Below are 26,990 nucleotides of genomic sequence, written 5' to 3'. Positions count from 1 at the left end.
GACGGAGGTGTTCAATCTCTCTCACGAGCACCTCAGCGGAGACGTCCTTTGAACGCGTTCCATGAGCTGCGAGTCGAAACCGAACCGACTGACGAAGCAGCCTATGAACAGGACGGCTACCGTGGGCTCCTATAAGAATCGCCGCCGTGCTCGCAGTGATGGTCACACTCAGGCATAGTGCCAATACTGCGGATTCGAATATTCCAGAAAGCAGCATTGCGCCCAGAATTAGTGGCATCGCGGCGATGCACAATAAGACGTCGAAGCTACGCCGGGACAGGTATTGCATTGCAGCCTGCGCATCCTCGATCGACGTACCGGGCAGAAAGACCAGCACCGTGAACGTTGAGCGGACGCTGAGAAGATCACTGAGGCTGAGGTAAGTCGCGCCCCACAAATGCAGGGGAGAGCGAATAGCTGTTACAAACAAGGGCACACCCTTAGGCCAGGGAACGAGCGAGCCGCGAGGGTCATCGACTGTTCCCCCGTGTGCTGAGTGGGTAGGAAAGGCATCGCAGCTCCTAGAGAGGTCGGCTCGAGCCGTTCCTGATTCATCGTCGGTTTGTTTTGCTCCTTCCTTGTACACTAGACGATGTATAGTCACTGTGTGCTGACTATTGCAGATCGACTTGATGTGATGAATCGGCTCGGCCGAGCTATGGCCGATCCGACGCGCTCTCGCATCCTCTTGACCCTTCTGACTGGCCCGAGCTATCCGGCCGTGTTATCTCGTGATCTTGGGCTGTCGCGCTCGAATGTCTCGAACCATCTGACGTGTCTGCGGGGGTGTGGGATCGTGGTGGCCGAGCCTGAAGGCAGGCAGACCCGTTATGAGATCGCAGACCCGCACCTGGCGCGGGCCCTGACGGCCCTGGTTGACGTGGCGCTCGCGGTCGACGAGAGCGTGCCGTGCATGGACCCTGACTGCGGAGTCGAGGGCTGCGTCGCCGGAGAGGTTCCGGCGTGAGCGCCGTCACGGGTTCGCAGGTCGAGCACGTCGACCTCGATGATGATGATGATGACGATGACGATCGGCCGTGGTATCGGAGCCCGAGCGTTCTGATCCCGATCGCTTCCGGTGTCGCGTTCGCCGCCGGCCTGATCTGCGAGTGGACCGGCGCGGAGACCGCGGGTCTGGTGCTGTTCTGGATCGGCCTGCTGCTGGGCGCCTACACGTTCGTGCCGGGCGCGTTGCGCAAGCTGTTCACCAAGGGCAAGCTCGGCATCGGTCTTCTGATGACAATCAGTGCGACCGGCGCGGTGATCCTCGGCTATGTCGAGGAGGCCGCCGCGCTGGCGTTCCTGTACTCCATCGCAGAGGCGTTGGAAGACAAAGCGATGGACCGTGCCCGCGCAGGATTGCGGGCGCTGTTGAAGCTCGTCCCCGACACCGCACTCGTCAAGCAAGGCGACGCCACGGCCGAGGTGGAGGCGAAGGAGCTGCGCGTCGGTGACGTGCTCGTGGTCCGGCCGGGCGAACGAATCGCCACGGACGGCACCGTGCGCGCCGGTCGAAGCAGCCTAGACACGTCCGCGATCACAGGCGAGTCAATCCCGGTCGAAGTCGAGCCCGGCACCGACGTGTCGGCCGGGTCGATCAACACCAGCGGCGTCCTCGAAGTCGAAGCCACCGCCGCCGGCACCGACAACTCCCTCACTACCATCGTCGAGCTGGTCGAGCAAGCCCAGGCCGAGAAGGGGGATCGCGCCCGCCTGGCCGACCGGATCGCCCGCCCCCTCGTTCCCGGTGTGATGATTCTCGCCGTACTTGTCGGCGTACTCGGGTCGCTGCTCACCGGCGACTGGGGGCTGTGGATCACCCGCGCCCTGGTCGTGCTGGTTGCGGCCTCTCCGTGCGCGCTGGCGATCGCCGTCCCGGTCACCGTCGTCTCCGCGATCGGTGCGGCCTCCAAGTTTGGCGTGGTCGTGAAATCCGGGGCCGCCTTCGAGCGATTCGGCGGCATCCGTCACCTCGCCGTCGACAAGACCGGCACCCTGACCCGCAACGAACCCACCGTCACCCGTGTCGTCACCACCGGGGCGACCGAGGGTGATGTGTTGGCATGGGCGGCGAGCCTCGAAGGTCACAGCACACACCCCCTCGCCGCAGCGATCACCAACGCGGTTCCCGACGCTCCGATCGCCGCAGACGTCACGGAGACCGCCGGGCACGGCATCGTCGGCACCCTCAACGGCGTCCGTCTCGCGGTAGGGAGCCCACGGTGGCTCGACGCCGGCAGAATGGCCACCAATGTTCAAGCAATGGAGTCCGAGGGGATGACTGTCGTCATCGTCTACCGCGACGATGAGCCAGTTGGCGCGATCGGGGTGCGGGACGAGCTGCGCCCCGAGGTGCCCGAGGTTATCGCCACGCTGAACCGCCGCGGGATCGGTGTGACAATGCTCACGGGGGATAACGCCCGAACCGCAGCAGCGCTGGCGGCACAAGCCGGCATCAACGACGTGCGCGCCGAACTGCGCCCCGAGGATAAGGCGGCCGCTGTCACGCAACTGTCGACGTCACAGCCCACCGCCATGATCGGGGACGGCATCAACGACGCCCCCGCTCTCGCGGCCGCAGACCTAGGGATCGCGATGGGAGCTAAGGGCGCCGATGCCGCGATTGAGTCGGCCGACGTAGCTTTCACTGGCCATGACCTCCGCCTGATCCCGCAGGCCCTCGCCCACGCTCGCCGCGGCCGTAGCATCATCAACCAGAACGTCGTGCTCTCCATCGCGATCATCGCTGTGCTGCTGCCGTTGGCGATCTCAGGAATCCTCGGGCTCGCCGCGGTAGTGCTCGTGCACGAGGTCGCGGAAGTCTTCGTCATCCTCAACGGGCTCCGCGCGGCGCGGCGCACTCAACCATGACCGGGCCTGCTGACGGCCGCGCTCCCGGGAACGCGGATGCCGTGGTAATTCCCGCCAACTCTGTCGGAGTGCGTGTGCGACCCCGACTATTCCTACTTGCGGTCGCCGTCGCCGCCAGTGCCGTGCTGATCGACCAGGGTACCAAAGCACTCGCCCTCGCACGGCTCAGCCAGCAAAATCGCATCCCACTTTTCGGGGACTGGCTCGGCCTCCAGCTCGCGTTCAACCCCGGCACCGTCATGTCACTGGGATCCGGCTCAACTTGGCTGCTCACCCTCGTCGCGGCAGCGGCATCCGTGGCACTGCTCATCGCCGCTACGCGCGCCCGGGCAGCCGGGTGGGCGGTTGTGATTGGGCTGCTATTGGGGGGCGCGGTCGGCAACCTCCTCGACCGGCTGCTGGCACCCCCCGGGTTTGGAGTGGGGCATGTCACCGACTTTCTCGCCTACGGCAACCTATTCATCGGCAACCTCGCCGATGTCCTCATCGGCGTCGGCGTCGGTCTCGGCCTGCTGCTCTATCTCCTGGGTGCACAGCGGTCCCGCGACGGAGAACGACGCGGCGCGGCGGTAGACGCGTGATCCTGTCATCGGTACTACAAGCCGTTGGACTGTTCGTGGCCACGAACATCGATGACATCATCGTGCTCTCACTGTTTTTCGCGCGAGGGGCGGGGCAGCAAGGAACCACGAGCCGCATTCTGGTCGGACAGTACCTCGGGTTCGCCGGCATCCTGGGCGCTTCCGTCTTGGTGGCGCTCGGCGCCGGGGCGTTCCTGCCACCAGAGGTCATCCCCTACTTCGGCCTCATTCCGCTCGGATTAGGGCTGTGGGCTGCCTGGCAGGCTTGGCGGCGGCGGCGAGATGACGATGATGACGCGAAAGTCCAGGGCAAGAAAGTCGCGGCGTGGACGGTAGCCGGGGTCACCTTCGCCAACGGCGGCGACAACATTGGCGTTTACGTCCCCGTCTTTCTCAATATCGGCCCCGCGGCCGTGATCGCATATTGCCTCGTGTTCCTGGCCCTGGTCGCTGGCCTTGTCGGCCTTGCGAAGTTCATCACCACGCGTCGGCCCATTGCAGAACTACTAGAACGCGGTGAACACATACTGTTCCCGATCGTCCTCATCGGCCTGGGTATATTTATCCTCGTCAGCGGTGGCGCCTTTGGTCTGTGACGACCTGCCACGCCCGCGATCGGCGGGAGCTACTTCGCGTCCCCGGAGCAGCTCCTGATCCAGATCGGCCGTGCCCCGGCCTCCGTCTAGCGGGCCAGGCTCAGCGGGTCAGGAGCGTCGACTGAATCTGCGCGCCCACGGCCTCGCGCAGCGGCCGCACCGCGTCGGCGTCCCACGCTTCCGGGTTGGGGAATGACCATTCCAGCACCTCGCCGCGCGGCGTCGAGGGCAGTGCGAGTCCTGGTTTCATCAGCACCACAATGTCGGCCTCGTCGAGGTCTGCGGTCGTGACTTCGCGCGGGACGTTGCCCGAGATATCGACACCCAGCTCAGCGACCGTCGCGGCCACGGCCGGGTTCACCACATCGGCGGGCGAGAGCCCGGCCGAGGCCGCGGTGAACCGACCCCCGGCCAGGTGGTCGAGGAGCGCGGCCCCGAGCTGGGAGCGGCCGGCGTTGTGCTGGCAGATGAACAGGACGGTAGGTGTGACGGTCATGAATCGCTTCCGTTCGGTGCAGGGGGTTCAGGATGCGGCGAGCCGCGGAGCGAGGTCCGAGATGCGTCGGTGCAGCTCGGCATAGGTGGTGTCGAATGCGGCGGCGGTGCCGATTCGAACCGGGTCCGGGATCGACCAGTGGAGGTTCCCGGTCGCGCCCAGCTCTTCGTGGGCGTTGTCGCAGACGGTGACCACGAAATCGGTGCCGGTGAGTACGTCATCGAGCACGCGCGGCTGCACGTCTGCGAGGGTGAGGTGGTGGCGCTGCGCGGCCGCGATCGCTCCGGCGTCGATCTGCTCGGCCGGATGCGTGCCCCCGGATGCGGCCGGGATGGTCGACTGCTGCTCCCAGAGCGCGGCCGCGAGCTGTGACCGGGCAGAGTTCGCGGTGCAGACGAACACCACCCGGTCGGCCCGTTCCACCGCACCCGGCGTGAGCCCGGCAAGCGCGGTGGTGGTCAGGTGCACGTAGGAGCGGCGCTTGTCGGCCTCCGAGCGGGTCCGGGCGATCATGCCGACGGCTTCGAGGGCGTTCAGGTGATGGGTGATGAGGTTCGATCGGATGCCGAGCGCGACCTGGATTTCGGTGGGGGAGAGGTCGCCCAGCGTGAGCAGGTCGACGATGCGCAGCCGTGCCGGCTCGCTGAGCGCGGCGTGCTTCGCTGCCCGCCGCTCCAACTCTTCACTTCGCTCAATGTTCATTGTTTCAATCTTGACTGAACTAGTTGGTTCGAGTCAAGATGGGGCCGACATGAAAACCCCACACCTTCACCCCGAGCTGTCCCGCCCGCATTTGGCGCGCCGGGTCACCGCCGAGTTCGTCGGCACCGGCCTGCTCGTGACGGTCGTCGTCGGCTCCGGGATCGCCGCGCAGCAGCTCTCGGCCGGTGACGTCGGCTTGCAACTGCTGCAGAACAGCATCGCCCTCGGGCTCGGCCTGCTGCTCGTGCTCTACCCGATCGCCGCCCGCACGACCGGCGACGTCGCGGTCCCACACCCTGCCGAAACCCACTGATCCACCCCTTGAAAGGCACACCCTCATGCACCTCGTAGCGATCGGCGGAAGCGACGCCGGAATCTCCACCGCGCTCCGCGCCCGTGAACTCGATCCCTCCGTCGACGTGACCGTCGTCGTCGCGGACGCCTATCCGAATTTCTCGATCTGCGGCATCCCGTACTACTTCTCCCGCGAGGTGAACCCGTGGCAGTCGCTCGCGCACCGCACCCACGCCGATCTCGAAGCGACCGGGATGCAGCTCCGGCTCGACACCCTCGCCTCGAGCATCGACGTCGCCGGCCAGCAGCTCACCGTGCGGGACGCCAACGGGCAGGAATCGACGATCGCCTACGACGAGCTGATGGTCGGCACCGGAGCATCCCCGTCGACCGCGGGCATCGCCGGCATCGGCCCCGACGGGCTCGGCCCGGACGACGGCGTGCACGTGCTGCACTCGATGGGTGACACCTTCGCGCTCGAGCGCTACCTCGACGAGCACCAGCCCGCGACCGCGATCATAGTCGGCGCCGGCTACGTCGGCCTCGAAATGGCCGAAGCCCTCACCGTCCGCGGGCTCCAGGTCACGCAGTTGCAGCGTGGACCCGAAGTGCTCTCCACCCTCGACCCGGAACTTGGCTCGCTTGTTCACGACGAACTCACCCGCCACGGCGTCGACGTCGTCACCGGCGCCCGCGTCGAAGGCATCACCCGTGACAGCAACGGCCTCACCGTTACCGGATTCAAGGATGGGAACGAATACGCCCGCATCGCCGACTTGGTGCTCGTCGTGGTGGGCGTGCGACCCAACACGAGCCTCCTCACGGATGCTGGCGCGAGCGTCGGGGCCGGGGGAGCGGTCGTCGTAGACGAGCAGATGCGCACTGGCCTGCCTCACGTCTGGGCGGCAGGCGACGGCGTGGTCACCCACCACCGCCTGCTCGGCGTCACCTACCTGCCCCTCGGCACCACTTCGCACAAGCAGGGACGGGTGGCCGGCGAGAACGCGATCGGTGGCGATGCTCGGTTCGCCGGCAGCCTCGGCACCCAGGTCGTGAAGGTCTTCGACCTTGTCGCCGCCCGCACCGGCCTCCGCGACCACGAAGCCAACACCGCCGGACATGCACCCCTGAGCGGCACCGCGATCGCGGACGACCACAAGGCCTACTACCCGGGCGCAAAGCCCCTCAGCATCCGCATCACCGGCGACACCGACTCCGGGCTGCTGCTCGGCGCGCAGCTCGTCGGCGCCCGGGGAGCGGAGATCGCCAAGCGCGTCGACACCTACGCCACCGCCCTGCATCACGGCATGACCGTCGACGCGATGAGCGACCTCGACCTCTCCTACACGCCCCCGCTTGGCTCGCCGTGGGACGCCGTGCAGGTCGCCACCCAGGCATGGAGCCGGCAGCTCCGAGCGGCGGCCGCGCCGGTTAGCTGAACGGCCGCACGAGGCAAATCGTTGCAACGAGAGCGAGCGCCAGCCAAGCTGGGCCTGCGAAGCGGCCCCGCGGCGTGGAGATCAGGAACGGCGACGTCAGCAGGCGTTCGAGGGCGGTCATGGAGGATGAAGTATCTTTGAGCATGCGCCCAGCGTACTCCCAGCTCGCTCAGTTCCACTTTTCGCGGCGCAGGCGTCCTGAGTGCGTGAGTATTGCGACGATGGTGCCCGCACCGGCACAGTGGGGCCTATGCCGCGCTTCGTCCCTCTGCCAGACAGGGACGGCCCTGCCGGCAGTGCCCGGATGTGGATCAATCCCGAGCACGTCGTGTCGCTCGTGCCGAAAGTCCACCGGGATGGCGCCCACCACATCCTGAGGGTCGAGATCAAGCTCGTCGGCACGCCGGCCTTCGACGCCTGGCTGGGCAAATTCGACTCCGGAGCGGACGCCGACACCCGCTGGGGGGAGTTCCTGCGTGACCTCGGCAACCAGGCGACCGCGGGGAGCTAATCCGCCGCTGTTGACATAACGTCGTGTATCGGTGCATGGATGCTCGGACCTTGGTCTCGAGGGGTCCCCGGCGTACTGTCCACGTCATGGGGTTGTACAAGCCGTCAACGTTCGGGTGGCTGAATGGGGCCATAGCGATCGTTCTAGGGGTCGTGCTTGCGGGCGTGTTCTTCGTTATGGCTGGGTCTGCGCGTGTTCCGCTGGTCTTTGTAATGCTCGGGATCGCGTCGTTGGGGCTCGCCGCTTTCACCGCATGGTGGCTCAGGCTCGCCCTCCGCAAAGGCAGGCCGCGCAAGTGTCAGAGGGGCCCTGGGATCGGACGGTGAGCGACGAGCCGGGTCTGATTCAGCAGCGCATCGCGCTTGGCCGCGCGCGCAATGTTGCGATTGTCCGGATTGCGTTTCCCGCTGTCTTGGCGCTGATCCTGGGGATTGGTCAGCTCAGCCGTGGCGTTCCCAGCTTTCTGTGGCTTCCTCTCGCGGGAATGGCCGTGTATGGGGTCGTGCATCTCGTCTCCGTGGAGAGGCGACGTCGACGTTTCGTCGCTGAGCATGGCCGAGACGCAGGGCAGCAGATGCCGGTGAGGCGGTGAGTGGCATGGAGCGGCCGAAACGGAACCGGCTCTACGACGGGGGCTACACCTGGCAAGGCACCCTCTTCTTCGCGGGTGTGCTATTCGGGGTCGGCGTCCTGATCGTGGTGATCATGCTCGCGCTCGGCTTTCACCGTCCATGGTTCGCTGCTCTGATGTTCGGCGGGTTGGGCATCGCCTGGAGCGTGCGCGCCTGGCTTCTGTATCGCCATACAAAGCGAGCGGAGGAGAGCGCGGTGCAGGCTGCAAACGAGGACGATTTTCCATAGGGATGACGTCTCAGAAAAGATCTGTTGACATAATTGGGGTTATCAGCGGTCCTTCTGGGTTTCTGCTGAGCATGACTTTTCATAGATTTGGGGCTGGCGGGGATGGGGCGCGCTCATCGCCACCGACTCCGAACCGTGGCTCCGGCGCGGCAACCCACAGCGGTATCTCGGTAGCGGACGCTACGGTCAAGATGACGGGAGGTGTGGACGGCGGATGAGTCTGCGATCGCTACGGGCCGTAGTCTTGCGCCCCACTGCGCTTCAGCGAACGGTCCTGCTTCTCGGCGTCGTCCTGGCAGTCGTCGCGGGCCTGCTGGCCATGCACACCATCGCCTCTGGCATGACCGGTCACGGCGAGCCGGGTACCACCGCCATGGTGGTCGCTGACAGCCACTTCGCGGATCAAACGCACCCTGCTCCGATGGAAGACGGATGCGCCGACTGTGCGCCGAGCCACGACATGACAGCGATGGTCTGCGTGCTCGCCCTGCTCGTCGGTGCTTTCCTAATTGTTGCTGGCGTCCTGCGGGGCATCCAACCCCACACCCGGTCCACGGTCCATGCCCGCCTGCTCGGCGCGGCTGCGCGCTCCGCAGCTTTCCGAGATCCTCCAGACCTTCTCAAGCTCTCCATCAGTCGGACCTGATTCGCGGCCAGCCGCCTTTCGGCGGCATGCCCCGAACCACTTTCACTCCCTTGACTGAATGGACTTTTGCTATGTCTCGAATTCGCACCACGCTCATGCTCACCGGCGTCCTCGCCGCCGCTATCACGCTCGCCGGCTGCTCGTCCGGTTCCGGTTCGATGTCCGGAATGGACCACGGCTCCGGTAGCTCTACGATGATGTCCTCGGGCAGCTCGGAATCAGCTACCTTCAATGACCAGGACGTGATGTTCGCCCAGATGATGACCGCCCACCACCAGCAGGCGATCGAGATGTCGGACACGTTGCTGTCAAAGTCCGGGGTCGATGAGAAGGTCACCCAGCTGGCCGAGAAGATCAAGGCCGCGCAGCAGCCGGAAATCGACACCATGACTGGCTGGCTGGAGTCGTGGGGCGCATCGACTGACGGCATGATGATGGACCACGGCAGTGACGGCATGATGAGCGCGGACGACATGACTGCGCTCGAGCAAGCTGATGGTGCCGCCGCGGGGAAGCTGTTCCTTGAGCGGATGATCCAACACCACCAGGGCGCCATCGAGATGGCACAGACCGAGGTCGACTCCGGCGAGAACGCCGACGCAGTTGCCCTGGCGAAGAAGATCATCACCGACCAGACCGCCGAGATCGCGCAGATGCAAATCATGCTCGCGTCCGCCTAGGCAGTTCCGGGTCACCGCGGCGTCATCCACCGATCGCGGTGGTGGCCCCCGGGGAGCCTCACAGTTGGTTCCTCGTGATCAAAACGTACCCTGAGCTGGTAACACGTCCTCCCCTGAGCGGGTCCTTGGTGACGTGCGCCTGGGCGGCATGTTGGATTTTCGTGTCCCCCGTTGAGCCCTCGTCCCGTCGCGCTCTTCCGCCGTTGTGCCTAGCGGGGTTCAGGGGCGTATCGGCTTCACCGTATGCGTGGAGAAGGAGGTGGCGGGCGCTCATGGGTCAGGCGAGGGTGAGGAAGAGCTTTTCGAGTTCGCTGACCGTGAGCTTCTTGTCTCTGCTGGATTGCAAGTCGGCGGCGTCTTCGGCGGGTTCGTCGGTGATGCACTCGCGCAGGGCGGTGGAGATGATCGCGAACCCTGCGCGGTCCAGAGCGCTGCTGACGGCGGCGAGCTGGGTGACCACCTCACGGCAATCACCGCCCCCCTCCACTGCGGAGATGACTGCGGAGAGTTGACCGTGGGCGCGTTTGAGTCTGTTGGTGATCTTCCGCACGGCGTCCTGGTCGTGCAGGGAGCGGTCTGGCTCGCTCATGCTGCATCCACGGGGTGTCCCGCTGCCTGCCAGGCGGAGGTGCCACCGGCGATGTCGACTGCGTTGATGCTGGCATCCGCAAGCGCCTGGGTGGCGCGGGCGCTGCGGCCACCGGACTGGCAGATGATGTACGCCGGGCCTGCCGTGGAGATGTCCCCGAGTCGCGCGGAGAGCTGGGAGAGGGGGATGTTGGTGGCGCCGGGGACGTGGCCGGCTACGTACTCGTCCGGTTCGCGGACGTCGATGACGGTCGGGCTAGCCAGGATGGCGAGGTCGTCTACGGTGATCTGCAGCATCGTGTCTCCAGTGTTGTCAGAGGGGTTGGTCGTCAATGGGTGGACGTGACCGTCAGGCGGCGGTTCCGGCGGCCCAGGTTCGGTAGCCGCCGTCGAGGTTGCGCACGTCTCGGCCGAGCTGTGTCAGCAGTCTTGCGGCGGTGTGACCGCGCTGGCCGACTTGGCAGTGCACTATCAACGGCTTGTCGGGAAGCTCCGAGCGTCGGGCGCGCAGATCATCCAGCGGGATGTTCACCGCTCCAGGGATCGCTGCAGCGGCGTGTTCTGCGGAGGTGCGCACGTCGATGAGGACGGCGCCGTCGTGGATTGCTGCGGGGAGTTCGTGCCATTGAACCGTGCGTGTGGCGCCACTGGCGGTGTTCTCCGCGACGTACCCGAGCAGGTTGATCGGGTCCTTCGCGGATCCGTACTGCGGGGCGTAGGCGAGTTCGAGCTGCGACAGAGCCGTCGCGGTAAGGCCGGCGGTCATGGCCACCGCGATGATGTCGATGCGTTTGTCGACGCCGTCACCGCCGACGATCTGCGCGCCCAGGATGTGCTCCGTGGTGGGATCGATCAGGAGCTTGATGGCCATCGCCTGGGCCCCGGGGTAATAGCTCGCGTGCGATGTCGGATGGGTGTGGATCACCCTGCGTGGCCGTCCGGCTGCGCGGAGACGGTGCTCGCTCCAGCCGACCATGGCGATCGTGGTGTCGAGCAGTCCGAGGATCGCGGTGCCCAGCGCCGGTGCTGCCGGGGCCGGGTCTGTGCCGGCGAGGTCGTCAGCGGCTGCGCGACCGTGCCTGTTGGCCAGACCTGCCATGGTCACCAGGGTGGGTTCGCCATCGACATGGTCCCGCTTCTCCACACCGTCACCCACCGCCCACACGCCCGGCACCGATGTCCTGTGCGATCCGTTCACTGCGATGCCGCCCGCGGGGCCCATCGCGAGCCCTGCGTCGTCGGGGATCTGGCGGTCCGGGCGGACGCCGCTGGCCTCGATGACCAGGGCTGCCTTGATCGCGCTGCCATCACTGAGGAGCACCTGACCGGGTTCGGCGCCGGTGATCGTGACACCGAGACGGACATCGACCCCGGAGTCTCGTAGAAGCGCCAGGACGGGCGCCGCCATCTCGGGGTCAAGCGGAGAGAGCACCCGCCTGCCGCGGGTCACGAGCGTGACGTGTGCGCCGCGGGCGAGGAGATTCTCGACCGCTTCCAGTCCGATGAATCCCGCACCAGCGACCACGACCCGTGGAGCCTGGCCTGCCCCGTCTAGGACGGCCAGGACGCGGTCGACATCTTCCACGCTTCGAAGCGTGTGCGTGGGGACATGACCCGCGGAGATACCCGGAGCCGCTGTCGCGCCCGTGGCGACCACCAGCTCGTCGTAGGCTTCGATGCGGTCGATACCGTTCGCCAGATCCCGCACCGTCACGGTGCGCATCGTCGTGTCGACGGCGACGACCTCGTGGTGGACATGGATATCCAGAGCGAACCTGGCCGCCAGGGACTCCGGCGTCTGCAGCAGCAACGAGGAGCGCTCGGCGATTACACCACCCACGCGATACGGCAGACCGCAGTTGGCGAATGACACATGGGCTCCCCTCTCGTAGACCGAGATGACGCGCCCTCATCGAGACGTCGAAGCCTTGTCGCCGCGCTCATCTCCGCGGCGACACCACCGATGATGATCGTCCTCATACACACCCAAGATACCCCCTGGGGTATATTTGATGCAAATGTCCGATGAGCTGAGGGAGATCACAGTATGTGCCGACAAGTCGCCTGTAAGACGTGCGGTAAGACGACGTGGGCTGGATGTGGGCAGCACGTGGATCAGGTGATGCGCGGTGTGCCCAAGAGCGAGCGCTGCGAGGGGCACCAGCGGCAGAAGCGCGAGGGTGGTCTGCTGGCGCGACTGCTGGGACGGTGAGAACCGGTCTAATTTCCGGCCCCGATTGAATGGCCTTGACCGGCGGCGCTGAGCTACCCGCCGGAGTGCCGGGTGATCAGTGTCGGCGAGGTTGCTCCGGGGGTGTCGTCGACGTCCTCGCTGCTCTCTTCTGTGGAGGGCGTGATCCGGTAGATGCTGCTCTCGCGCTCAGGATGCCGTCGGGTCTGGATGATGAAGATCGATGCGCCCACCGCGATGGCGCCGAAGGATGCCCAGATGTTGGCGGGGATGCCCAGCAGGCCGTCGCTGGTCGGGTCGATCCTGATCGCCTCCAGCCAGCTGCGTCCCAGCCCGTACCAGATGAGGTAGACCGCGATCGTGCGCCCCCATCGGAGGTCGAACCTGCGTTCGAGCAGGACGATGATGACGACTCCCACGAGGTTCCAGACGATCTCATAGGCGAACAGGGGGTGGAACAGGGTCCCGGCGGGGAGATCGGCGGGGAACTTCGGATTGGTCGATTCGATCTGCAATCCCCAGGGCAGTGTCGTCGGAAGGCCGAACAGCTCGTGGTTGAACCAGTTCCCGAGCCGGCCCAGAGACTGCGCGATCAACATGCCCGGCGCCAGAGCGTCCGCGAAGGAGAGGAACCGTACTCCCGCCCGCCGACATGCGATCGCGATCCCGACCGCCCCGCCGAGCATGGATCCGTAGAGCGCGTTGCCCCCGTCCCAGATCGCGAACACGTTCCAGAGGTTCGCGCCCGGGTAGAAGTAGTCGTTCACGTGGGTGAAGACGTGGTAGAACCGGGCGGCGATGATGCCGAGGGGCACAGCCCACATCGCGACGTCGAGGACGAATCCCGAGGGTGCTCCACGGGCCGTCATGCGGCGTCCGGTGATGACGATCGCCGCGGCGATCCCGGCCAGGATGCAGAGCGCATACGTATGCACCGTGAGAGGGCCGAGCTGAAACTGTGACCATGCAGGGTCAGGGCTGGGGATGCTGGTCACCAACGGAGCGCTCCTTGATCGTTAGGGTGGAGCAAATAGTTACAGGTCTTCCTGTACGCCAGCAACACCCCAGGGAGGGAGGACCGCGTCGTGCTCGTCTCAGGAATCGTGATCGCCATCGTCGTGATCGCCATAGTGGCCTTCGCCATCTGGGCTGCCCGCAGCTGAGCCGCGCCGACGCGCGTCGCTGCGTCGAGCGTGGGACTGCGCATGCCGCGAGGCACGCGCCCCCTCCACGGACCAGGGGTGAGCGCGCCCCTACTTCGGTGAGTATGTAACAATCTGCGTATGGATGCAGATAGCGGGATGTGCGGGCGGGATCACGACAGTCAGTTCGTGGAACTGGCTGTGGAGGTTTTCGCGATGCTCGCAGATGCGACCCGGGTGCGGATCATCCTGGCGCTGCGCGATGCGGGTGAGTTGTCGGTGAACCATCTGGCTGATGTTGTCGATAAGTCTCCCGCTGCGGTGTCGCAGCATCTGGCCAAGCTCCGTCTGGCCCGAATGGTGACGACTCGACAGGACGGCACCCGTGTGTTCTATGCGCTGGCTGACGAGCATGCTCGTCAGCTCGTCACCGATGCGATCTTCCAGGCCGAGCACTCCCTGGGCGGTATCCCACGGCATCACCACGGCGACACTGACGAACGATGACCGCGCATCACGGCCATGACCATGGCGTAAGTCACGACCACCATCACCACGACCGCCACGGCCACAGCCACGGCCATGGCGGGGTTCGGGGCTTTCTTCGGGAGTTGTTCGTGCCGCACACGCATGATGCGGCTGATTCCGTCGATGACGCTCTCGAGGCCAGCGCTCAGGGCATTCGGGCGCTGAAAGTCAGTCTGTTCCTGCTGTTGGGGACTACGTTGCTGCAGCTGGCCGTGGTGTTGATCAGCGGGTCGGTCGCTCTTCTGGCGGACACGGTCCACAACTTCTCCGACGCGTTGACTGCGATCCCTCTCTGGATCGCGTTCCGGCTGGCTAGGCGAGCACCCAGCCGCCGCTATCCGAACGGGTTGGGACGCGCGGAGGATCTGGCTGGTCTGTTCATCATCGTGGTCGTGGCGGTGTCCGCGATCGTCGCGGCGTGGCAGTCCATCGACCGACTGCTGAACCCGCACCCGCTGCAGAACCTCTGGTGGGTGGTTGCTGCCGGAGTGATCGGTTTCGCGGGAAACGAGATCGTGGCGGTCTACCGCATCCGGGTAGGCAGGCGTATCGGGTCGGCTGCGCTGGTTGCGGATGGTGTGCATGCTCGCACCGACGGGTTCACCTCTCTGGCTGTCGTGCTCGGAGCGTTGGGTGTCATCGTCGGTCTGCCTCTCGCGGATCCGATCGTGGGGCTGCTGATCTCGGCCGCGATCCTGGTCCTCCTGATCGGTACCGTGCGCAGCATCAGTCGTCGCCTCATGGACGGCATCGAGCCGGAGCTCGTCGATCGCGCCCACCATGCGCTGGAACACGTCGACGGGATCCGATCGATCGAGAGCGTCCGGTTGCGGTGGAGCGGACATCGGCTCAGAGGGGACGCCGTCATCAGGGTGGATGACCAGCCCCTGGCTGCGGCGGATGCGATCGCTCGTGAGGCGGAGCGGCAGATCGTGGAGCATCTGGGGATGGTGGACGATGTCCGGGTCAGCGCCCGCCCACTAGATGGGGCCTGAACACCGTGACCGGTCTGCGCCGGGTCGTGTTGCTGGTCGCGGTCTTGAACCTGGCCTACTTCGGGGTCGAGTTTCGTGGTGGCTGTGTCCATCGGGTCGGTGTCCCTGTTTGCGGACAGCGTCGATTTCCTCGAGGACACGGCCATCAACCTCCTCATCGTCGCCGCCCTTCCCTGGTCAGCCGGGCGACGACGAGTCGTGGGATCGGTCCTCGCGTTCGTGATCCTCGTGCCCGCCCTCGCGACCGTGTGGGCTGCAGTGAACAAGATCCTCGATCCGTACCCGCCCTCGCCCGTGCCGCTGACGGTCACGGCGCTGGGGGCACTCACCGTCACCTCGCGTGTGCGTTTCTCCTCGTCCGATACCGGCAGCACGCTGGGAGCCTGACGAAAGCAGCCTGGTTGTCCGCCCGGGCCGTGTGGAGAGCCGCTCGTCGCGAAACCGACCCGCAACCATGACGTCACCTCGTGCCGGGCGCCCTGCAGGCGTCCGGCGTCGTGACGCCCCGGTCATGGTGCCCCAATGTCCACTCGTCCTCAACGCCGTGCCAACGACACCATCGCGATGTGGCGGCCTGAGATCACGCGGCGAGCCGCTGAACCGGCGGCAGCCCGGGGCCGTTGAGACCGGTGCGGGAGCGGCGCCTGGTCATGACTGTGACGCAAGCGACGATCGCTGCGAGCAGGACCAGTGTGATCGTGCCGGTGCCCAATCCGACGCCGCCGCGGGAGGGGGTGACGCCGAGCCAGTCGGCGAAGGACGCGCCGAGGGGTCTGGTGAGGATGTAGGCGATCCAGAACGTGATGATCGGGTTGGCGGAGAAGAACAGGTACGCCGCCGCGGGGATGACGATGCAGGCCAAGAACACGAGCCCCGAGGTGAGATATCCCAGGTTGAGGACGGTCGCGGTCCAGTCCCCTGCCGCCGTGCCCAGCGCGAAGGTGGTGAGCACCGTAGCCCAGTAGAGGATCTCGCGGCGGGTAGTGGTGATGGAGTGGATCGAGAGGTCACCCTCGAGGAGCCACCAGACGAGGAACACTGCCGCGAGGGTGAGGGCGAAGACGGCGGTGGAGACGGTGTAGGGGATGCCCAGTTCGACGTGGACGATGTCGGCGGCCATGGTGCCGAACACGCTGACCATGGCCACGGTCGACCAGTACACCCACGGGATATACCGCTTCCGCGTCAGCTGGAGCACGAGGAGGCCTGCGAAGACGACGAACCCGAGCCCGACGGCGACGACGGGGTCGATCGTGGTGACGAGGAAGTCGGACGCGGTCTCGCCCATGCCGGTGGTGAGCACTTTCGCGACCCAGAACAGCGCCGTGATGGCGGGCACTTTGTTCAGCATGCCGCCACGGTAGCCCGGCTCCCGTCGACGGCTCCCTGATGTGGGGGCCCGTTCGTGAGAGTCCTCACAGACAACCGTGGTGGCTCGCGGCTTCGCGGGGGACGCTGTGCGTAGCGTCGACCGGGTGGAAAGGGGCGTCATGCTCGCAAGTGGCGGGCTGCTAGATCCGTCCGGGTTGCTTGTGGGGGCCGGCCCATGGGCCCTCGCCGTGGTCGCGGCGATGATCTTCATCGAGACGGGGCTGCTGTTCCCTTTCCTCCCCGGTGACTCGCTGATCTTCACTGCCGCGCTGCTGAGCACCCAGCTCGGCCTGCCGCTCTGGGCCGTGGTCGGGACAGCGGCTGTTGCGGCGATTCTGGGCGACTCGGTCGGGTACGGGATCGGTCACCGCTTCGGGCGCCGCCTGTTCAGACCCGACGCCCGGGTCCTGAAGCTGCGGTATCTGGAACGCGCGGATGCGTTCTTCGCGAAGTACGGCCCGCACTCGCTCGTCTTGGCCCGGTTCGTGCGGGTGGTTCGCACCTTCATCCCGCCCGTCGTCGGCGCGTCCTGGATGCACTATCGGCGCGTCCTGGATGCACTACGGGCGCTTCTTCCTCTGGAACGCGATCGGCGGGGTCGCATGGGCGCTGGTGCTCGGCGTGGCCGGGTACTACCTGGGTCGCATCCCCGTGATCGCGGATAACGTCGAACTCATCGCCGTGGGCATCGTGGTGGTGTCGGTCATCCCGATCGCGGTGGCCTTCGTCCGAGAACGCCGACGCCACCGTGCCGAGCAGCTCTCAGGCGCGCCCGAGGAGCCCCGGTCGGATGACTGAGACGCAAGGAGGGGACGGGCGCCTCTGCGCCCCGTCCCCTCCTTGCGTCTTTGCGCCGCGCAGGCGACTTACGGAGCGCTGGTGACCGCGGGCGCCGGTGTGCCGTCGTCGGCGATCTCGCCATCGGCGGTGCCGTCCTCGACGCCCTGGCCCGCCCCAGGCTGGTCATCCGCGGTCTCTCCACCGGCTGTCCCGTCTTCGACCTCACCGACCTGGTCATCGGCGCTCTCGCCACCGGACGAGGTGCCGACGGCGGTGGTGTCGCTTTGCGAGGTCGTCGGGCCGTGGGTGGTGCCGGCGATGGCGGGTACCACCCACGGCCAGACCGGCCACGGCAAGCACAGCGGCCGCGGAGGCGGCCCCGATCGCGACACGCATACTGTTCCTCATAGTGGTACTCCTGCCTTTCGGTGTTGGAGTCTTCACGCTAGGAAGGCGTCCCGTGGACATCCTTGGCTTTCTAGCGTGAGACCGTGAAGATGTACCCAGACAACACGACCCACGACGGGAGGCCACGCATGGCGCAGGCTGCGACCCCCGACGGGACCCCACCTCTGCTGGTCGTTGAAGATGACGCAGAGATGGCGGCACTGCTCCGGCGCGGCCTGACAGCCGAGGGGTACGACGTCACCGTCGCCGCTGACGGCCTCCAGGGACTAGTCGCCGCCAGTCGGACGCCACCGGTTCTGGCCGTTCTGGACGTAATGCTGTCGGGAATGTCGGGCTTCGAACTGTGTCGGCGGCTTCGGGAACTCATCCCGAGCGGCATCATCGTCATGCTCGCCCAGGATCTCGCTTAGAGCAGACCGCGTTCGGAGCGCTTCGAGGCCGCCGCCCCCGAAGCGACCACCGCCCCGGAGGAGGTGCCTGCAGACGACGCCACCCGGACGCCGTGACCGCGCTCCAGGCGTGTCAGGCGCCGAGCGTCGCCTGGAGCGCCTGGAGCGCCTGTTGCTTGGTAGCCTCATCCGGATGGCTCGACCGGACGGACGTCAGGACGGGGTCGATCTGCTTGTCGATGAACGACCAGGCCTGGCAGTCCGCGCCGTTTAGAGCGTCCTGGTTGTCGTCCCAGACGGTCTCCAGATCGGTCGCTCTTGCCGCCGCCGTCGTCTGGTCCCCCTGCCCGACGAGCCCGGCGATGTCGTTGGTGATGCTGCCGAGCTCGGTCATGATGTCGGCGGGGAAATGCGCCTGTGCTGCTGCCTTCGCCTGATCCTGGGTCAGCTCCGGCCCACCGACGGAGCACGTCGGCGCCGCCGCCTCGTCAGCAAGGGCGCTCGTGTGGGGAAGGCTGTTGATGAACGTCAGGAGCCCGATGGTCGCGACTGCGACGACCCCCAGCGCGACGAGAGCGGACCTCCGGCGTGCCGGGGTGTTGGGGGGCTGGTTTCTCGAGGACGCACGCTCCGTTACATCGACCTTGCTCACCGAGAGGTAGATCACGGTGGCCAGGATCGCCGCGAGGAAGATGAGGCTGGTCACGAGGGTTCCGAGACCGAGACCGCCGTCCGTCTGGGGCAGGCCGAGCCAGTCGCCGATGTTCGCGCCGAGAGGGCGGGTGAGGATGTAGGCGATCCAGAACGTGAGCACGGGGTTCCCGCCGAGACGCCAGAGGCCAGCCACGATGGCGATCAGGGCGAGCGGCAGCAGGATCGACCACCCAGGGCCCCATCCGGTGAGTTCGAGCGTCCAGTCGCCTACCGCCGTGCCGAGGGCAAAGGTGACCAGAATCGCTAGCCAGTAAAACGCCTCTCGCGGCGTGGTTGTGATGCTGTGGATGGAGAGGGTGCGCTCCCGGGCGTACCAGATCCCGAACACCACCGCGAGGACGACCGCGAAGATGCTTGAGCTGACGGCGAGGGGCACCCCCAGCTGGTCGGTGAGGATGTCGGTGTAGAGGGTGCCGGTGACGCTCAGCACGACGACCGTCAGCCAGTACGGCGCAGGAAGGTATCGCCGCAGCCGCATCTGGACCGTGAGCACGATCGCCATCACGACGGTGAAGATCAACGCGGTGGCGAGGAGTCCCACACCGAGTGCCATGTTGATCCAGTCGGCGAGGCTTTCCCCGACCGTGGTGCAGAGGATCTTGATGATCCAGAACCAGATCGTGACCTCGGGGACCTTGCTCACCATCTGACGGGGAAGTGACGCCGGGGCTCTGGATTCGCTCATGAGGGCACGCTGACAGGCTCTGCTCGCCAGCTGCTGCGAGCATGGGGCCCCGCCCCTGAGACTTCTCACAGCGGGACGGGAGCGGCCCCGGAGACGACGAAGGGGATGGACCGGGCAGTGCCGAGTCCATCCCCCGCGTCGGCGTCGTCAGGCCTTCCGGGCTGCCCGGCGACGGATCACGACCAGCCCGCCGGCCCCGAGCAGGAGCGCGAGCATCCCGGCCAGCAGGGTCGGAACCGCATCCGACCCCGTCGCAGCCAGCGACCCCTTCGAGCCCGCGGCGACCGAGACGCTCGAGGAGGAGGGAGCGGACGGGACGGCGACGGCAGGGGTGGTGCAGTCGATCGTGCCCTCGCGCAAGGCGACGCCGTCGAGGTCGTTGTCGTCGGCCCAGATCACACTCTTGCTCCCTGCGACGCAGCGGGCCTGAGGCGCGACGACGAAGCCCTCGTTGTTGGTGTCGGGGAGACCGGCCGGACGCGCGTAGATGGCGGTCTGTGCGAAGGTCCCGTCGGCTCCGACGGCGAAGGTCGCGAAGCGGCCACCGCAGGTGTCATCGCAGACGGCCCAGACGGCCGATCGCTCGGCGTCGTACTGGACCTCCATGACGCCTTTCGGGAATCCGGTCGAGAAGCTCGTGATGAGGGTGGCCTTGGACCCGTCGGTCTGGTCGAGCGCGAACGCGTAGACGCCACCGGTGCCCTCGAGGCCCACGAAGAACAGGTTGTCACCGTGACCGGCGTAGCGGGCCGGGTCATACGCGGCGCCGGTGTTCTGGTCGATGAGTCCGCTCGCGGTCAGGTAGCTGTCCGGAACCGCGGCGATGCCTTCGATGCCGGCGTTCGCGCCCACGGTCGGCAGCGCCGACGTCAGGTTCCACTCCACGGATGCGGAGAGGTCGGTTGAGCCCGAGGCTGGGTCGTAGCGCAGGACAGCGGGACGGCTGACGCCGTTCTGGTCATTGTTGCGCTCGGAGCCGACGAAGATCGCCTGCGGAGTGTAGGCGACACCCTCGGCATCGACGTTGCCGGTGCCGTCCACGTAGTGGAGCAGCTTGCCCTGCTCCCATCCCGCTGCGGGGATCCAGGTGGTCCCGCTCTTCTGCAGCGCGAAGAGGGCACCGGGGCCGTTGCGCACCGCCCACAGTGTGTCGGCGGAGGCGTTGGCGCCGAGCTGGTAGCTCAGGCCGCTCATGTTCGACGAGAAGGGCGCGTAGTCCTTGACCGCCGCGTCAGTGACCGTCGCGGATCCAGGCCAGCCGTCGATCACCGGAGCCGGCGTGTCGGTCGGGGGCGTCGTGGGAGGCGTCGAGCCGCCGCAGTCATTCGCCGCGCCCTTCGTGCCGGCTTGGTTCACCGCGAAAGCGCCGATGCCGTCAGGGCAGCGACCCCAAGTCGCGGGCGACACAGAGTCCGAGGTCCAGGTGAAGCCGTCGACCAGCGTCGTGTTGTCGCTCAGGTAGAGGCGGGCCGAGTCGCCGCCCTTGCCGAGACCGAAGGAGTCGGCGACGTCAAACGTCGCGTATCCACCCGCGGGAATCACCGTGCCCGCCGGGATGTCGAAGCGGTCCGTGTCCTTATCGTCCTTGAGGATGAGCCCCGAGGCGTCCACGGGAACCGAGCCGGTGTTCTTCAGCTCGATCCAGTCCTTCGGGTTCCCGCTCGCGTCGACCTCGTTGACCACCAGGGTAGGTAGGGCCGGCGCCGCCTCGGCGACGGCAGGCAGAAGTGCTGCCGACGCGGGGAATGCGAGTGCGAGCGAGAGTGCTGCGAGATATGAGCGGGGTCTGAGCGCCATGGGTCCGTCCTTCGGGGTGAGGATGTGCGACCGAGACACACTGGCGGCACCAGGGCAACGTCAGGTGAACTCCGGTCGAACACCGTCTACCGATCGACCGTTACAGCGGACAGTCCCTGATCGCGCCCTCTTTCTCTTCGGATGAAAAACCTCTCAGGAAATTGGGTTCAGCGCGACGCCGTCGGTGAAGATTGGTTTGCCTAACCTTCCCTCCCCCAGTGAAAGCGATGTCCTCCGCATGTTCGCGAACTACCTGATCGGCCTCCGCGAAGGTCTCGAGGCGGCCCTGGTGGTGGGCATCCTGCTGTCGTACATCAAGCGCCTCGATCGTCCGGGCCTCGCCTCGCGCATCTGGATCGGCGTCGGCATCGCGATCGCGATCTCGCTGGGACTGGGCGCCATTCTCACCTTCGGGACCTACGGGCTGAGCTTCGGCGCGAAGGAGGCGATCGGCGGGGGCCTGTCGATCATCGCCACGGGGTTCGTGACGTGGATGGTGTTCTGGATGCTCCGCACGTCTCAGAACATGCGCGGCACTCTCCACGGTGAGATCGATCGCGCGGTCGCCGCATCCGCCTGGAGCCTGGTGATCGTGGCGTTCTTCGCAGTCGGACGCGAAGGGATCGAGACGGCGCTGTTCATCTGGGCCGCCGTGCAATCGGTGGGCTCGAACAGCCTCCCACTAGTCGGCGCGGCCCTGGGAATCGCCACCGCTGTCGTGCTGGGCTACGTCATCTACCGCGGCATGGTGAAGGTGAACCTGGCGAAGTTCTTCGCCTGGTCGGGCGCGTTCCTGATCGTGCTCGCCGCCGGGGTCCTGTCCTACGGCATCCACGACCTCCAGGAGGGCGGCATCCTCCCCGGGCTGCACGATCTCGCCTTCGACGTCAGCTCGGTCATCCCGCCCGACAGCTGGTACGGGACGCTGTTGAAGGGGACCGTGAACTTCTCACCGGCGACCACCTGGCTGGAGCTGACCGTGTGGCTGCTGTACTTCGTTCCGACCATGTTCTTTTTCCTGCGCACGGTCCGGCGGAACAGCCGTGCTCGCGCGGTAGCCCGATCCTCCGCTCCCGAGAAAGTCGCCGCATGACCGCACGCACGCCCTTCCGCCGCCTCGCCGTCGCCCCGATCGCCCTGACCGGCGTCGTCCTGGCGGGGTGCGTAGCCAACACCCCCGCCGGAGGCTCGGCCGGTGGAGGGATCGCCGTGACCAGCTCGAGCACCGACTGCGCGGTCGGCGCTGCCTCCGCGCCGAGTGGCCCGGTGACCTTCACCGTGACCAACAGCGGCGATCAGGTGACGGAGTTCTATCTCCTCGCCGACGACGGGCTCCGCATCGTCGGGGAGATCGAGAACATTGGTCCCGGGATCTCCCGCGACCTAGTCGTCCAGGCGCAGCCGGGCGACTACTTCACCGTCTGCAAGCCCGGCATGGTCGGTGACGGCATCGGCAAGACCGTGTTCACCGTCACCGGTGACACGGTGCAGCTGCCCGGGACCCTGCAGGAGCAGGTCGATGCCGCGGCGGCGAACTACGTCGCCTACGTCAAGGACCAGGTCGCGCAACTCGTGGTGGGCACACAGGATCTCGCCACCGCCTATGCGGCGGGAGACGTCGCCACGGCACAGGCGCTGTATCCGCGTGTGCGGGCCAACTACGAGCGCATCGAACCGGTAGCGTCTTCCTTCAGCGACATCGACCCGGCATTGGATGCCCGCGAGGCCGACGTTGCTCAGGGCGAGGCGTGGACCGGATGGCACCGGATCGAGAAGGACCTGTTCCCCCCGGCCGCAGCCGACAACGGCGGCGTGACCTACGTCGCACTGACCGCCGCGGAACGATCGTCGTATGCCGACCGGCTCGTCGCAGACACGCAGGCTCTCGCCGATGCGGTGAACGATCCGAGCTACACGCTCAGCATCGACGCGATCTCCAATGGCGCGATCGCGCTGCTGGAGGAGGTCGCCAGCGGCAAGATCACCGGTGAGGAGGAGATCTGGTCACACACCGACCTGTGGGACTTCCAGGCCAACCTCGAAGGCGCCCGCGTAGCCTATGAGGGCGTCCGTGATATCGCGGCGGGGAAGGATCCGGCGCTGGTCGCCACCTTGGATCAGCGGTTCGCTGAGCTGGAGGCCACTCTGTCGCGGTACGGGAACTTGCAGTCGGGGTTCGCGTCGTACACCGATCTGACGCCGGCGCAGGTGAAGGAGCTAGCAGACGGCGTGAACTCTCTGTCTGAGCCGTTGAGCCGCCTCACCGCGACCCTGGTCAGCTAGTCTTCGACGCCCGCGCCCTCCGGGCACGGTGCCGGGTCTGGATATAGAGGAAGAGCCGGTGGGCGGTGATCACGATGGTCAGCCATGCAGCGCCGAGGATCCACCCTGCAACGACGTCGGTGAACCAGTGGGGCCGAGGAACACGCGGGAGAGTCCGATGGTGAGAGCGAACCCGGCCGCGATGCTGATGGTCAGCACCTTGGCCGATCGTCGTGTCTGGTTCACGACGAGGAGGTAGGCGATCGCGCCGGCGACGACGACGGCGTTGAGGGTGTGTCCGCTGGGGAAAGAGGGCGAGTATTCGAACGGAGGCACGGCGTCGCTGAGTGGGGGACGGACGCGACCGATGAAGTTCTTGCCTGCAATCGTCATGGCCAGCGATCCCAGACTTGCGGAGGCGATGACGATGACCGGGGTCCAGGACCGACGTCTGATCGCGAGGATCATCAACGCCAGGACAGCGATGATCGGCATTCCGATCGGGCCCGCGATCTCTGTGTACCCGGTGACGATGGCGTCGGCCGCGGGCGAACGCAGCGAGATCGCTAGCTGCAGCAGAGGCTGGTCCAGGCCCGCGATACCGTTGGCGTCGGTGACGTTGTCGTAGACCTGCGCGGCGCCCACGACGAGCAGGACTGCCAGAGCGAGCCCGACCGCCAGTAGCACGATCAGAGCGCCATGAGGACCGAGGCGAGCCGCGGTCCAGTCCAGTGCGGCTAGGACTCCCCGGCGAGGCTCAGACGCGCTTTCGTTCCCGACGGGATGGTTGCGGCCATGAGGGTCAGGAGTCATCTTTCGACCGTACGCGGGCCCGCTCACGATGCTCGGGGTGTGGTCATGAGAGTCCTCTCAGGATTGCAGGGTCACCCGAAGAAGGGGTCGGCGCATGTCTGCTCGTCGGCGGTCTGGCCAGTGATTCCCTGCACTGCCGTCGCCGGGGGCGCGTCGGCAGCTGGCGTGTTGGTGCTCGGTGGGGTCGGGGCACCAGCAGCGGGTGGGATGGCGGTGGACCCGGTGGCGGTGGTGCCACCGGAAAGGGAGATGGACTGATCGTTCTTGATCGCCAAGAACAGCTGATCAGCGGTCGCTTGCGCGGGTTGGACCTTATTGGAGTCGTTGACGTAGGTGGTCACCGGGTAGGACACGAATGCGATCCGGCTGGTATCGACGTCTTTGAGGGTGAGGGCCAGGGAGGTGATCGCGTCGACGCTCTGCAGCGACGTGGAGGGGCGAATGTTCTGCGCCGCGGCCTGCGCGAGCCCGAAGACTTTAGTGACGTCGGTGAGGGTGCTCTGGCTTTTCACGGTCCGTACGAGGGAGGCGAGGTATTGCTGTTGACTGCCGATGCGGGACAGGTCGCTGCCATCACCGATGCCATGCCGGGATCGGAGGAAGGCCAACGCCGTGTCGCCCTGGATGATGCTGTGGCCCGCGGGGAGGTCCAGGCCTGAGTACGGGTCGGTGATCGGCCCGGTCAGGCACACGTCCACTCCTCCGATCGCGTCGGTGATGTTCACCACGCCGGCGAAGGACGTTGCGGCCGCGTAGGGGATGCTCATCCCGGTCAGATCGGACACGGTCGCAGCGACGCAGGCCAGCCCTCCTCTGCCCCACGCCTCGTTCAGCGGTCTGGCCGACACGGCGGACGCGGTGGTCCCGGTGGCGGGGTCGACGCACGCGGGTTGGGCAATGACGAGGTCGCGGGGAAGACTGACGATCGTCGCGGACTGATGGTCGGAGGCGACGTGCACGAGGATGGTGACGTCGTTCAGCGTCGCTGATCGGGCCCCGTAGCTGTCGGCTTGGTTGGGATCGTTGTCGGTGCCCACGACCAGCAGGTTGAATCCTCCTGGGTAGGGGCCGAGCAAGGGCGGGGCGACCGTCGGCGTGGTGCCGAGGTCAACGGCGTTATCGCTGAGTTGCTGTGACAGCGACGCGACGGCTACACCCACGACGCCGACGGTCGCCGCGACGATCACGGCTGCCCCGATCGCCATCCATCGCACGAGCACCAGCCACGGCGTACGGCGCGATGCACGGCGATGGCGGATGGGTGTGGGACCGCGTCCGGTCACAGCCATGGGACTCCTCGCCGTCGGGCGAGCGCCTTCAGCCTCAGTCTCCACTCCGAGGGCTCGGCATCGACGGGAAGAACGTCGTCGGCGCCGGCGAGCAGACATCCGATCCTGATGTCGGTGTCGACTGTGTCCACGACCGCGAGGAGAGGGACAAAGTCGTCTATTTTGCGCAGTTGTCGGCAGACGTCGGCGCATCGGCTGCTGGGGGCGGCGACCACCAGTACCGCGTCGTCGCCGAGCGTGGCCGTGACATCCTCCAGATCCGCCACGGGCCGCGCCCCTTCCCAGGACTCGAGAAGGCGACGGGGAAGGATGCGGTCGGGGTCGTGCACGATGGTGCGCATTTTCAGCCTCCGAGTGTGCCGAGGGTGACCGTCGTGGTGGCCTGTTGCCCGCCACGGACGTAGTGCACGGTGACCGTGTCGGCGGGTGCGTGTGCTCTGATCTGTGCGGTGAGGTCGTCAGCGCTCGTGATGGGGATGGTGTCCAGCCCGGTGATGACGTCCCCGGCCTGCAGGCCTGCTTGCGTGGCGGCACCCTGGGTGGTCACTGACTTGATGACCGCTCCGGCGACGGTGGCGGATGCGTCGGCGGTGGCGTCGCCGACGGTCGCTCCGAGCAGGGCGTGCGATGCGGTGCCGGTGGCGATGATCTCGCTGCTGATCCGCTGCACGAGGTCGGAGGGGATCGCGAAGCCGACACCGATGTTCCCAGTCTGCGAGGAGGTCTTGCTGGCGTTGGCGATGGCGACGTTGATGCCGATCAGGTCGCCTTGAGCGTTGAGGAGCGCCCCTCCGGAGTTGCCGGGGTTGATGGCCGCGTCGGTCTGGATGACGGGCAAAGCGATGGTGGAACGCGAGGTCTGGGTCTGCCCGTTCTGGTCGAAGAGCCAGTTCGGTGTCTGCTGTGGGGAGGAGTCCTGCGGGTTCGCGGGCGCGGAGGAGGCGACGGTGATGCTGCGGTTCAGGGCGCTGATGATCCCGTCGGTGACCGTTCCTGAAAGCCCCAGAGGGGCACCGATTGCGATGGCGAGGTCCCCGACGTTCAGGTCGGCGGAGGACGCGAACGTGGCCGGGGTCAGGTCTGTGGCGGAGGTGAGCTTGATGACAGCGAGGTCGGCCGTCGGGTCGGTTCCGACGACGGTGGCGTCGTACAGGCGCCCGGCGACGTCCGTGACGCGGATGCTGGTGTTCCCTGATGCTCCGTCGAGGGTGACGACGTGGGTGTTGGTGACGACGTAGCCGTCTGGGGACAGGATGGGAGCTTGACCCGGTTCTCCGGACGCTTCTTTTGTGATGTTCATGCTGCCAGAGCAGCGGTGGTGTGTTCTTGTTCGTAGTCGGCTGGGCTGAGGTAGCCCAGCG

General features: G+C 66.5%; 32 protein-coding genes and 2 pseudogenes. 20 read left to right on the top strand and 14 right to left on the bottom strand.

Annotated elements, in window-relative coordinates; translation table 11 throughout:
* Positions 1-607: 607 nt before the first annotated feature.
* From cmtR to IEX69_RS19285, 4 genes are all read left to right on the top strand, one after another.
* The gene (cmtR, locus tag IEX69_RS19300) at positions 608-967 is read left to right on the top strand and encodes a Cd(II)/Pb(II)-sensing metalloregulatory transcriptional regulator CmtR (RefSeq protein WP_085021703.1); all 360 of its coding nucleotides are present in this window, start codon (positions 608-610) and stop codon (positions 965-967) included.
* The gene (locus IEX69_RS19295) at positions 964-2,871 is read left to right on the top strand and encodes a heavy metal translocating P-type ATPase (protein WP_085021704.1); all 1,908 of its coding nucleotides are present in this window, start codon (positions 964-966) and stop codon (positions 2,869-2,871) included. Before cmtR ends, IEX69_RS19295 begins: the two co-directional genes overlap by 4 nt.
* Before the next feature lie 122 nt (positions 2,872-2,993).
* Positions 2,994-3,452 (top strand): signal peptidase II, encoded by a 459-nt coding sequence (locus tag IEX69_RS19290; RefSeq protein ID WP_229756477.1) that lies wholly within the window; start codon positions 2,994-2,996, stop codon positions 3,450-3,452.
* Positions 3,449-4,048 carry a cadmium resistance transporter gene (locus tag IEX69_RS19285; RefSeq protein WP_085021706.1) on the top strand — a complete coding sequence of 200 codons (600 nt, stop codon included), beginning with the start codon at positions 3,449-3,451 and terminating at the stop codon, positions 4,046-4,048. The genes IEX69_RS19290 and IEX69_RS19285 overlap by 4 nt, the downstream gene beginning before the upstream one ends.
* Positions 4,049-4,148: 100 nt before the next feature.
* Here IEX69_RS19285 and IEX69_RS19280 read toward each other — a convergent pair whose 3' ends face one another.
* A complete protein-coding gene (locus IEX69_RS19280; protein ID WP_085021707.1) occupies positions 4,149-4,544 on the bottom strand; it encodes an arsenate-mycothiol transferase ArsC in 396 nt (131 codons plus the stop codon).
* 27 nt (positions 4,545-4,571) lie between these two features.
* Positions 4,572-5,246, bottom strand: coding sequence for an arsenate reductase/protein-tyrosine-phosphatase family protein (locus IEX69_RS19275; protein ID WP_085021708.1), 675 nt, complete (start codon positions 5,244-5,246; stop codon positions 4,572-4,574).
* Between the two features lie 49 nt (positions 5,247-5,295).
* Here IEX69_RS19275 and IEX69_RS19270 point away from each other — a divergent pair.
* The 7 genes and pseudogenes from IEX69_RS19270 to IEX69_RS19240 all read left to right on the top strand — a co-directional run.
* Positions 5,296-5,508 (top strand): annotated as a pseudogene (locus IEX69_RS19270) (aquaporin family protein); the annotation flags it as partial.
* 76 nt (positions 5,509-5,584) lie between these two features.
* On the top strand, positions 5,585-6,979 hold the full coding sequence (locus IEX69_RS19265; protein WP_085021709.1) for an FAD-dependent oxidoreductase: 1,395 nt from the start codon (positions 5,585-5,587) through the stop codon (positions 6,977-6,979).
* Positions 6,980-7,229: 250 nt separating this feature from the next.
* Complete coding sequence (locus IEX69_RS19260; protein ID WP_174604615.1) at positions 7,230-7,490, top strand: hypothetical protein; 261 nt, start codon at positions 7,230-7,232, stop codon at positions 7,488-7,490.
* Positions 7,491-7,812: 322 nt separating this feature from the next.
* Positions 7,813-8,082 carry a hypothetical protein gene (locus IEX69_RS19255; RefSeq protein WP_085021712.1) on the top strand — a complete coding sequence of 90 codons (270 nt, stop codon included), beginning with the start codon at positions 7,813-7,815 and terminating at the stop codon, positions 8,080-8,082.
* Between the two features lie 5 nt (positions 8,083-8,087).
* On the top strand, positions 8,088-8,351 hold the full coding sequence (locus IEX69_RS19250; protein ID WP_157127505.1) for a hypothetical protein: 264 nt from the start codon (positions 8,088-8,090) through the stop codon (positions 8,349-8,351).
* Positions 8,352-8,565: 214 nt separating this feature from the next.
* Positions 8,566-8,997, top strand: coding sequence for a DUF6153 family protein (locus IEX69_RS19245; RefSeq protein ID WP_085021714.1), 432 nt, complete (start codon positions 8,566-8,568; stop codon positions 8,995-8,997).
* 95 nt (positions 8,998-9,092) lie between these two features.
* Positions 9,093-9,677, top strand: coding sequence for a DUF305 domain-containing protein (locus tag IEX69_RS19240; protein ID WP_157127507.1), 585 nt, complete (start codon positions 9,093-9,095; stop codon positions 9,675-9,677).
* Positions 9,678-9,954: 277 nt separating this feature from the next.
* Here the strand turns inward: IEX69_RS19240 and IEX69_RS19235 are convergent, their stop codons facing one another.
* The 3 genes and pseudogenes from IEX69_RS19235 to IEX69_RS19225 all read right to left on the bottom strand — a co-directional run bounded on the left by IEX69_RS19235 (position 9,955) and on the right by IEX69_RS19225 (position 12,245).
* On the bottom strand, positions 9,955-10,266 hold the full coding sequence (locus tag IEX69_RS19235) for a metal-sensitive transcriptional regulator (RefSeq protein WP_085021716.1): 312 nt from the start codon (positions 10,264-10,266) through the stop codon (positions 9,955-9,957).
* The gene (locus tag IEX69_RS19230) at positions 10,263-10,562 is read right to left on the bottom strand and encodes a rhodanese-like domain-containing protein (RefSeq protein WP_085021717.1); all 300 of its coding nucleotides are present in this window, start codon (positions 10,560-10,562) and stop codon (positions 10,263-10,265) included. Before IEX69_RS19230 ends, IEX69_RS19235 begins: the two co-directional genes overlap by 4 nt.
* Before the next feature lie 52 nt (positions 10,563-10,614).
* Positions 10,615-12,245 (bottom strand): annotated as a pseudogene (locus IEX69_RS19225) (FAD-dependent oxidoreductase).
* Between the two features lie 67 nt (positions 12,246-12,312).
* Here IEX69_RS19225 and IEX69_RS21270 point away from each other — a divergent pair.
* Positions 12,313-12,477 carry a DUF8730 family Cys-rich protein gene (locus tag IEX69_RS21270; RefSeq protein WP_506256321.1) on the top strand — a complete coding sequence of 55 codons (165 nt, stop codon included), beginning with the start codon at positions 12,313-12,315 and terminating at the stop codon, positions 12,475-12,477.
* A gap of 53 nt (positions 12,478-12,530) precedes the next feature.
* On the opposite strand, the gene lgt is transcribed toward IEX69_RS21270, so the two are convergent.
* The gene (gene lgt, locus IEX69_RS19220; RefSeq protein ID WP_085021718.1) at positions 12,531-13,454 is read right to left on the bottom strand and encodes a prolipoprotein diacylglyceryl transferase; all 924 of its coding nucleotides are present in this window, start codon (positions 13,452-13,454) and stop codon (positions 12,531-12,533) included.
* Between the two features lie 285 nt (positions 13,455-13,739).
* Here lgt and IEX69_RS19215 point away from each other — a divergent pair, with 285 nt between their 5' ends.
* The 3 genes from IEX69_RS19215 (at position 13,740) to IEX69_RS19205 (ending at position 15,508) form a co-directional block, all read left to right on the top strand.
* On the top strand, positions 13,740-14,105 hold the full coding sequence (locus tag IEX69_RS19215; protein WP_174604617.1) for an ArsR/SmtB family transcription factor: 366 nt from the start codon (positions 13,740-13,742) through the stop codon (positions 14,103-14,105).
* Positions 14,102-15,121, top strand: coding sequence for a cation diffusion facilitator family transporter (locus IEX69_RS19210; RefSeq protein WP_085021720.1), 1,020 nt, complete (start codon positions 14,102-14,104; stop codon positions 15,119-15,121). The genes IEX69_RS19215 and IEX69_RS19210 overlap by 4 nt, the downstream gene beginning before the upstream one ends.
* Before the next feature lie 78 nt (positions 15,122-15,199).
* Entirely contained in the window at positions 15,200-15,508 is a 309-nt protein-coding gene (locus IEX69_RS19205) for a cation diffusion facilitator family transporter (RefSeq protein WP_229756476.1), read from the top strand.
* 193 nt (positions 15,509-15,701) lie between these two features.
* On the opposite strand, the gene IEX69_RS19200 is transcribed toward IEX69_RS19205, so the two are convergent.
* The gene (locus IEX69_RS19200; RefSeq protein WP_085021721.1) at positions 15,702-16,472 is read right to left on the bottom strand and encodes a COG4705 family protein; all 771 of its coding nucleotides are present in this window, start codon (positions 16,470-16,472) and stop codon (positions 15,702-15,704) included.
* A gap of 124 nt (positions 16,473-16,596) precedes the next feature.
* Here IEX69_RS19200 and IEX69_RS19195 point away from each other — a divergent pair, with 124 nt between their 5' ends.
* Entirely contained in the window at positions 16,597-17,157 is a 561-nt protein-coding gene (locus tag IEX69_RS19195) for a DedA family protein (protein ID WP_229756475.1), read from the top strand.
* Positions 17,144-17,290, top strand: a complete 147-nt coding sequence (locus tag IEX69_RS21005) for a hypothetical protein (protein ID WP_229756474.1) — start codon at positions 17,144-17,146, stop codon at positions 17,288-17,290. The genes IEX69_RS19195 and IEX69_RS21005 overlap by 14 nt, the downstream gene beginning before the upstream one ends.
* Positions 17,291-17,358: 68 nt before the next feature.
* Here IEX69_RS21005 and IEX69_RS19190 read toward each other — a convergent pair whose 3' ends face one another.
* A complete protein-coding gene (locus IEX69_RS19190; protein ID WP_157127508.1) occupies positions 17,359-17,664 on the bottom strand; it encodes a hypothetical protein in 306 nt (101 codons plus the stop codon).
* A gap of 105 nt (positions 17,665-17,769) precedes the next feature.
* On the opposite strand from IEX69_RS19190, the gene IEX69_RS19185 reads away from it, so the two are divergent.
* Entirely contained in the window at positions 17,770-18,090 is a 321-nt protein-coding gene (locus IEX69_RS19185; RefSeq protein WP_229756503.1) for a response regulator, read from the top strand.
* Between the two features lie 112 nt (positions 18,091-18,202).
* On the opposite strand, the gene IEX69_RS19180 is transcribed toward IEX69_RS19185, so the two are convergent.
* The gene (locus IEX69_RS19180; protein ID WP_085021724.1) at positions 18,203-19,468 is read right to left on the bottom strand and encodes a COG4705 family protein; all 1,266 of its coding nucleotides are present in this window, start codon (positions 19,466-19,468) and stop codon (positions 18,203-18,205) included.
* A 147-nt stretch (positions 19,469-19,615) separates the two neighbouring features.
* Complete coding sequence (locus IEX69_RS19175) at positions 19,616-21,265, bottom strand: lamin tail domain-containing protein (protein ID WP_085021725.1); 1,650 nt, start codon at positions 21,263-21,265, stop codon at positions 19,616-19,618.
* A 238-nt stretch (positions 21,266-21,503) separates the two neighbouring features.
* Between IEX69_RS19175 and efeU the strand changes: the two genes are divergently transcribed.
* Both efeU and efeO read left to right on the top strand, forming a co-directional pair.
* Positions 21,504-22,358 (top strand): iron uptake transporter permease EfeU, encoded by an 855-nt coding sequence (efeU, locus tag IEX69_RS19170; protein WP_085021726.1) that lies wholly within the window; start codon positions 21,504-21,506, stop codon positions 22,356-22,358.
* On the top strand, positions 22,355-23,548 hold the full coding sequence (efeO, locus tag IEX69_RS19165) for an iron uptake system protein EfeO (protein ID WP_085021727.1): 1,194 nt from the start codon (positions 22,355-22,357) through the stop codon (positions 23,546-23,548). The genes efeU and efeO overlap by 4 nt, the downstream gene beginning before the upstream one ends.
* A 78-nt stretch (positions 23,549-23,626) precedes the next feature.
* On the opposite strand, the gene IEX69_RS19160 is transcribed toward efeO, so the two are convergent.
* The 4 genes from IEX69_RS19160 to IEX69_RS19145 all read right to left on the bottom strand — a co-directional run.
* Entirely contained in the window at positions 23,627-24,214 is a 588-nt protein-coding gene (locus IEX69_RS19160; protein WP_229756473.1) for a phosphatase PAP2 family protein, read from the bottom strand.
* Between the two features lie 197 nt (positions 24,215-24,411).
* Entirely contained in the window at positions 24,412-25,629 is a 1,218-nt protein-coding gene (locus IEX69_RS19155) for an LCP family protein (protein WP_174604619.1), read from the bottom strand.
* Positions 25,620-25,970 carry a response regulator transcription factor gene (locus IEX69_RS19150; protein WP_174604621.1) on the bottom strand — a complete coding sequence of 117 codons (351 nt, stop codon included), beginning with the start codon at positions 25,968-25,970 and terminating at the stop codon, positions 25,620-25,622. Before IEX69_RS19150 ends, IEX69_RS19155 begins: the two co-directional genes overlap by 10 nt.
* A gap of 2 nt (positions 25,971-25,972) precedes the next feature.
* A partial coding sequence (locus IEX69_RS19145) for a S1C family serine protease (RefSeq protein WP_188760980.1) occupies positions 25,973-26,990 on the bottom strand: 1,018 nt, incomplete at its 5' end.

The organism is Cnuibacter physcomitrellae (genome assembly GCF_014640535.1).
Lineage (GTDB): Bacteria > Actinomycetota > Actinomycetes > Actinomycetales > Microbacteriaceae > Cnuibacter > Cnuibacter physcomitrellae.
The sequence above is the reverse complement of the archived record's forward strand: the minus strand, read 5'-3'. Positions and strand labels throughout refer to the sequence as shown.